Below are 6,208 nucleotides of genomic sequence, written 5' to 3' on the forward strand. Positions count from 1 at the left end.
CATCCAAAGATCCTTCGCCCACCGATCACTAATGACAACTCATCACTTTTCATTGTTTCAGCGCCTTGAATTTAATGGGCATAAACGCCGGGTGAACTGGAGAGACGGCTTGGACTAGCTCATCACTGCGTTCCGCATCTTGATAAATACGATTAGCAATATTCAGCGCGGGTAATACAGAGGGTAAATTAAACTGTGTTAATCTCCCCTTGGCATCTTTCAGTGAGAAACTTTCAACAAATTCATAACGTAGCTGAACGAGAGCCTGAAAAACATCATCAGCCGCTAAATCACCGGCTTTGATAATGGCGTTATCAAGAGATTCACAAACACGACGCTGAATTGTTGCGGCTTCGTCACGATTGGCGGGAATGAGTTCACTGGCTGTTTTTGCCATTGCGCCGGCAGAAAGAACGACGATCAATAATGTCGTGGCTTCAGCTACATTCTTATCTACACTGCTTTGCTGATATTGCGTATTTTTAAAGCTGGCAAGATTTTCAAATACCCGTACTTTCTCCGTCGTACTGCCTGTTGTATTAATGATTACATTAATAACTAATTGCACTCCACCCGCCAACCCCTCAATAGAGTTAGCACTGTTGAGTTGTGAGAGGGCTTTTGATATCGCTTCTCGCCCCATCACAGCGCCGGCCATTTTTTCATTAACCACATTTTTATAATTTTCACTGTCATTATTACGCAGTACAACACCCGTTGCGCCGGATACAGAACCGCCGATTTTCCCGCGACTGTAACGTCCGTAGCGTTTACTACCAAATGTCGAATTCAACATGTCACTAAGATTTGTCACTTCATCAATTGACGATTGCACTATCTTTTCCCAAAAATTAATGGTCTGCTTGATGGTTTTGACAGCTTGGGTGACAGTGCGGATCTCGCCTTTTACCATTGAAACAAATTTAGCGACTGTCGTCGTGGCCGTTCTGAGCCAATTTGTATTTACTTTGCTGTCTGCCGCCGTGCTATTTGTGATAGCAAAGACCTTGAGACCGGATTCAATAACAGTCAAAGTGAACTCAAATACCCGGCCATTATCAGCGCTTTCATTTACACGCAGGCCCGACTCAGTGACACTAACTGTCAGTTCTCCAAGCGTGGGGTGTATCAGTGTGCCGCTAACACCCTCTTCACACGCTGCAACCAAATTATTACGCTGAGTTATAACATCCGGCGCTGAATAAACTTTGCTATCTTGAATGATGAAACCGCGAAGAGTAATTTTTCGACTACTGCGCCCTAAGTCTTCAATCCAGGCTGTATCACGGTACGGATATTCATGTACAGCCTGACGCCTACCGAAAACGCTTTCACCCGATACTATGGCAAATGGCACACCGCGGAATGAAGCCGGGTGTAAATGTTCTGACCATTTCCACTCTTGATCTTTACCCAAAAATGATGAAATGGCGTCTTTGATAAATGGCATATCACCACCTTGTGGTTATTTCCAGATGTAAAAAAACCGCAATTAAGCGGCTAGGATTGGTAGGATAAAACTTAGATTTACTTATTCCGATGAGTTTTCAGCGTGCACTTGTTCGGCGCTAATCATGCCCTTGCATAATGAATGAAACTCTTTGGTACTGATACCAGCTTGTTTCGCCATTGATTTTATCAAGTCTCTGGAAAACGGCGCGTGGTGTTTATCGACAGTGACTAGCCATTTTCCACCCTCAGTTTTCTTGATCCATTGTTCATGAGAAGTCCCCTTCTTGGGTTTCATCTCAAAACCAAGAGCAGTAAGTCCTTTAATGACTTCGGCGTATTTCAACGGCGTTAATTTCTTAAAAAACATAGCGCTACCATACATCAAGCAGGTTCGCACTGTTCATTAAAAACTTTAGCCATGCCACTGTCTTTTCTGTTCATGAAAATTCGAAAGGCAATTCGCCAATATTTAAACCACATAGATAGCGGTGCTTTTCGGCTTAACATTTGTTTGGAGTACTGAGGTTCTGATTTCACCTCACTGAGGTAATCTTCAATCTGGGCTTCGAGTTTATTTACTGCTTCATCTATATTGTCACCCTGCGCAGCCAAAGAAAGATCCAAACAGGCAGCTATATACATCCCATCTTGACGATAAGCCATGCAACGTAATCTCATTTCTCTTCTCCTCTGTATCGGGCAACTAGATCTATACAGACCGTATATAAGTAAGTGTAATACGTTTAGCATTAACTAAGCAAATCCATTTCCCAGAAAAGCAAGCTCGAAATTAGACGAAAAGTGAGGAACGAAAAACGAAGAAGATGTAACCTCATTATAAATAAACACTTTAAGTACAATGCTTATTATGATGAAGCCAAGTTGTAAAAAACATTATACATCATAGTGTTACAGCCAAAGCCAAGGCTGGCTTACAAAAAAACCGCAATTAAGTGGCGTAATAATGTTAACCATTGATCATTAATTGTGCTTCATTCAAAGTAATGAATAATTTATTAACGGAGTGAAACCGATGAAATATTTAAAAAGTTTTGCGGCATTAGTATTATCAATACCTATGATGGCGTTTTCTGCATCTCCTATTGTTTGTGAAAATGAATCCCCAGGTAACACCATTACATCTATCTGGCCTTCAATTTATTTATCAGACCCGAATACTCTTTGCTTTGATGTCAAAGGGTGGCCAGAATTTTCCGGTACAAATTGCGTTAAAAACGGTAAAAACGCGAAATGGACTGGCCTTGTCATTGTTTGGGAAGATGGGGAACCACAAGGTCGGGATTCAACCCATTTCCGTGTAGTTAATCCCGTAGTCACAGATGAACAAATACAATATCGCATAGAGTGGTCTCGTGGGGGCGAGTGGCGCACTATGCAGAACGTAGCCATCAACCGACTTACTGGTGACGCCGTGAGCTACTTTGTCAATGAGCATGGTGGAGAAAGCTACCAGTGCAGGGTTGCGAAAAAAGCAATTTAATCAAACAGGCATGGATTTTATTTATCTTCAGCAACCAATAAACCTAACTCTTGAAATAATCAACCGACTAGATCGTTTAGAGAAGCTGATAGAGTCCCAAAAATAACAGATAAAATAACCCTGCTACGATGGCGGGGCTAGCTATATCAATAAAGATGGAATTCGCAAATTTTTTTAAACTCCTTTGCCTGTTCCTCTGTCAAATGAGTCTTTATGTCAGCAACCATTGATGCCACCTTGCGTTCCGCAGAATTTCCATCCCCTCCCTTGCACTCCACCTCATCAATGTACGATAAGCACAAAGCACAAAAATCAACCACCTGTTGTTTCCGAATGTTGGAATCCTCATCTACAAAATCACAGTGATGATAGTTTTCAGCTCTCTTCAAATATTCTGAATTTATCACGAGTGTACGCGCAAGGGCCTTAGCCGAACTAGTAGCTCGAATATCACTACCACAATGTTTACATTTGATAGCATCTTTATTAATGAACTCAGCACAATAAGAGCACTTTACATCATCTGATGATCTACCGAATAAAATCATCATTAATCCACAGAATGTAACAAACGCGCCGAAAAAAACGTGATTATGTTTGGTGGCAATAGTTCCAATATCCTGAGTGTAATCACGACCATATGGCAATATTGTGGTATCAATATTAAAAGCTATAAGAAGCCATATCAAACCAAGAATCAACAGAAAATAGCCAAACCCTTTCATTGCTAACCTCTTTATTTAATTAAACTGACTAAGCATTAATCAAGTTCATCATAAATTCAAGGATATTGCATAGAGGTTGTTACTCTACCCCCAGTTTTTGCATTAAATTGCTGCCGTTCTCCAGTCTTGTTGCTGACAATCGTGATTTCTACCTGGAGTTTGTTTTCACCAATCGCTGATTGAATGGCGTCGGATATATTCTGAGCAATCTCGCTATTATCTGCTTGATTTGCAAAGATAGATGATGGCCTTTTATCCGATTCAGGCGGTACGGGTTGATTCACCATGCGTTGTTGACCTAGATAATATTTGTCACGCAAACCCTGCCATTTTGGGTCAAAGATAGCGGCAGTTATTGCGTCTGTGATCTCTTTTTGACTAAACGGCTGTTGACCATGATTTTCTTGTTTAATCATGGCTACCATTAGATTTTCAAGTACTTTCGGGTCGTGCATATCTAGCTGTTGATTGGGAAGAAAACCTGTCTCGTTTGACACGAAATTAATATATTCCTGAGTATTATTTCTATCTACACCTCCGGCCGGTGCATAAGTACTGATTGTGTTATCAACAGTGTTCTTCCCTCTGTCGCCGTAAAGCATTAGTTGACGAGCTAATGCAGAGAGGCCATCATGATTATTACCAAACTTAACAAATGTTCCATTTTTCCCTTGTACATATCCTATTCCATTAGGTGCGTCGCGTACATTTCCCGGATTTTTAATTCTCAAGCCAAACGAATCTTTTTTAATCTTGGGCTTGTTTTTAAGTTTAGGATATTGAATACCAAGAGTAGGAATATTTGGAGCTTTGTAGCCTTCACGTTTACGTTTTTCAGCTTCCCATGCCGCACCATAGCGATCATTGATTTTTTTCTCTAAGTCATCGTTTGTAGAACCCCAACTCAAAAGAAAATCTTCGTAATAAGACAAGCTTTTTCTGAAAACCTTATCTCTTAATGCCTGTTTGCGCAGGTCCTCTTTTTTGTTTCCGTGGTAAATTTCATTATTAATATTATTTTTATGATTTAATTTATCTTTGTATGCTTTTTCTTTATCTTCATAAGAAAATCCCCCATCTGATACAAAGCGCCCAATGGCAGCGAAATCATCAATTTTTCTTTTAACTATTCTACCAGCAAGATCACCGATAATATCAGTCTCTGATAATGCTAATTTAGCAAAAACAATGCTTAACCGTGTTTTTGTGCCCTCATACCACGAATTTAGATTATTATACCTGTCGTTGAATTCGTTTAATTTATCATTATCAGCTTGTGATCTGGTGTGACCCTGCCAATCTGAACCGGCCAGCAGTTTTTGATATTTTTCAGGTCCTTTACGTGCCAACGCTAATCCGTGTTCATCTAAGCCAATTTTTTCAGCAATGGTATTTTGAACATCGGACGGGTATTTCTGCATAGCCTTAACGACTTCTGGAAAAGTCTTGTATGCATCAATCGTTCCGTGCTCATTTTCATAGAGAGGAACCCCCATACTGGTTAATTGCGCTCTGGCTTCGTCCCGTCTTCCTTGTAAAGGATGATTTAAAATTCCATAAAAGCTTTCCACTGATTTTTTAGCGTCATCAGCATTAACACCAATTTGTATCAACGCACCTTGCAAGCGTGTGAAATCCGGAACACTCATTGCTGAGTTTTTAGCGGACACATCCAATTCATAGGCTTCCTTTCCCATATTTACTAAGTTTTCAAATGCTTTTGATGCTCCATAAGCCGCTACCCCAACCCCGCCCAATTTTGTTGCTATTCCACCATATTTTGTCGCCAGTTCACCGAAATTCTTAAGCGGGGGCACCATGTCGCCCAGGTATTGCACATTATCTTTGGCATAACGTGACATGTTGCGCAACTTTATGCCAAGGGTATCTACTCCTTCTGTGGATTTAGAACCGCCAAATTTCAACCATTCTTGAGTTTTTGCCAAATTGGGATTGAGTCCATTCAACTTTGCATTAATTTCATCGATAACTTTCGTGACATTTTCGTCAGCATTTAACTCAAAATCGAAAGCGTTAGCCATTGGTTCGTTCCTTACTTATCCGGTTAGCTTGTTCAACCCACCATTCAAGCCGTGATCGGGTTAAGAGCCACGTATCACGCGGCCCCCACTTGTAATAAAATGTGACATCAGCGGCTAATTGCTGCCAGATTTGGAGTTCTCCGAGTCCAAAAAACTTTCAATAAACTCCTGACACTGATGGAAGTCACTGATTGCCATTTTTTTCAGTACAGATTCGGGAATTTCTGAAACCAGAGAAATTAATAACCGAGTTGCCGCTAGCGGATTTGCTTTTTTGCTCGCCTCATAAAACTGTTCAACCTGGATCAATACGGGTTCTTTCAAATCAATCTGCTCGTAGCGGACTTTGCCGTCATTGCTCTCAATCGGCGTGCTTAATACGATAGTTTTAGTTTTTTCTAACATGTTGATTCTCCAAATTAATTTTCAGTAACCGAAGTGCCTTCCCAGCGTACTTCAAAAGTCGCATCTTCGCTTGCTACTTCCTG

At 40.7% G+C, this 6,208-nt stretch carries 7 protein-coding genes; 1 reads left to right on the top strand and 6 read right to left on the bottom strand.

Annotated features, from left to right (window positions below):
- Nucleotides 1-49: 49 nt before the first annotated feature.
- The 3 genes from C5469_RS21845 to C5469_RS21855 all read right to left on the bottom strand — a co-directional run bounded on the left by C5469_RS21845 (nt 50) and on the right by C5469_RS21855 (nt 2,130).
- Complete coding sequence (locus C5469_RS21845) at nt 50-1,450, bottom strand: DNA circularization protein (RefSeq protein WP_166310722.1); 1,401 nt, start codon at nt 1,448-1,450, stop codon at nt 50-52.
- Nucleotides 1,451-1,531: 81 nt separating this feature from the next.
- Nucleotides 1,532-1,834 (bottom strand): type II toxin-antitoxin system HicA family toxin, encoded by a 303-nt coding sequence (locus tag C5469_RS21850; RefSeq protein ID WP_242689562.1) that lies wholly within the window; start codon nt 1,832-1,834, stop codon nt 1,532-1,534.
- Entirely contained in the window at nt 1,834-2,130 is a 297-nt protein-coding gene (locus tag C5469_RS21855) for a type II toxin-antitoxin system HicB family antitoxin (RefSeq protein WP_036841047.1), read from the bottom strand. Before C5469_RS21855 ends, C5469_RS21850 begins: the two co-directional genes overlap by 1 nt.
- Nucleotides 2,131-2,485: 355 nt before the next feature.
- On the opposite strand from C5469_RS21855, the gene C5469_RS21860 reads away from it, so the two are divergent.
- A complete protein-coding gene (locus tag C5469_RS21860) occupies nt 2,486-2,953 on the top strand; it encodes a hypothetical protein (protein WP_036841048.1) in 468 nt (155 codons plus the stop codon).
- 146 nt (nt 2,954-3,099) lie between these two features.
- Here the strand turns inward: C5469_RS21860 and C5469_RS21865 are convergent, their stop codons facing one another.
- The 3 genes from C5469_RS21865 to C5469_RS21875 form a co-directional block, all read right to left on the bottom strand.
- Entirely contained in the window at nt 3,100-3,678 is a 579-nt protein-coding gene (locus C5469_RS21865) for a zinc ribbon domain-containing protein (protein ID WP_051769694.1), read from the bottom strand.
- A gap of 56 nt (nt 3,679-3,734) precedes the next feature.
- On the bottom strand, nt 3,735-5,720 hold the full coding sequence (locus C5469_RS21870; protein ID WP_036841049.1) for a hypothetical protein: 1,986 nt from the start codon (nt 5,718-5,720) through the stop codon (nt 3,735-3,737).
- Nucleotides 5,721-5,834: 114 nt separating this feature from the next.
- The gene (locus C5469_RS21875; RefSeq protein ID WP_051769697.1) at nt 5,835-6,125 is read right to left on the bottom strand and encodes a phage tail assembly protein; all 291 of its coding nucleotides are present in this window, start codon (nt 6,123-6,125) and stop codon (nt 5,835-5,837) included.
- Nucleotides 6,126-6,208: the final 83 nt, after the last annotated feature.

Source organism: Photorhabdus cinerea, assembly GCF_011189575.1.
GTDB lineage: Bacteria > Pseudomonadota > Gammaproteobacteria > Enterobacterales > Enterobacteriaceae > Photorhabdus > Photorhabdus cinerea.

What these genes read in the sequence shown, in the direction of transcription:
- C5469_RS21845 (WP_166310722.1), bottom strand. Translation starts at nt 1,450, where the DNA reads ATGCCATTTATCAAAGACGCCATTTCATCATTTTTGGGTAAAGATCAA.
- C5469_RS21850 (WP_242689562.1), bottom strand. Translation starts at nt 1,834, where the DNA reads ATGTATGGTAGCGCTATGTTTTTTAAGAAATTAACGCCGTTGAAATAC.
- C5469_RS21855 (WP_036841047.1), bottom strand. Translation starts at nt 2,130, where the DNA reads ATGAGATTACGTTGCATGGCTTATCGTCAAGATGGGATGTATATAGCT.
- C5469_RS21860 (WP_036841048.1), top strand. Translation starts at nt 2,486, where the DNA reads ATGAAATATTTAAAAAGTTTTGCGGCATTAGTATTATCAATACCTATG.
- C5469_RS21865 (WP_051769694.1), bottom strand. Translation starts at nt 3,678, where the DNA reads ATGAAAGGGTTTGGCTATTTTCTGTTGATTCTTGGTTTGATATGGCTT.
- C5469_RS21870 (WP_036841049.1), bottom strand. Translation starts at nt 5,720, where the DNA reads ATGGCTAACGCTTTCGATTTTGAGTTAAATGCTGACGAAAATGTCACG.
- C5469_RS21875 (WP_051769697.1), bottom strand. Translation starts at nt 6,125, where the DNA reads ATGTTAGAAAAAACTAAAACTATCGTATTAAGCACGCCGATTGAGAGC.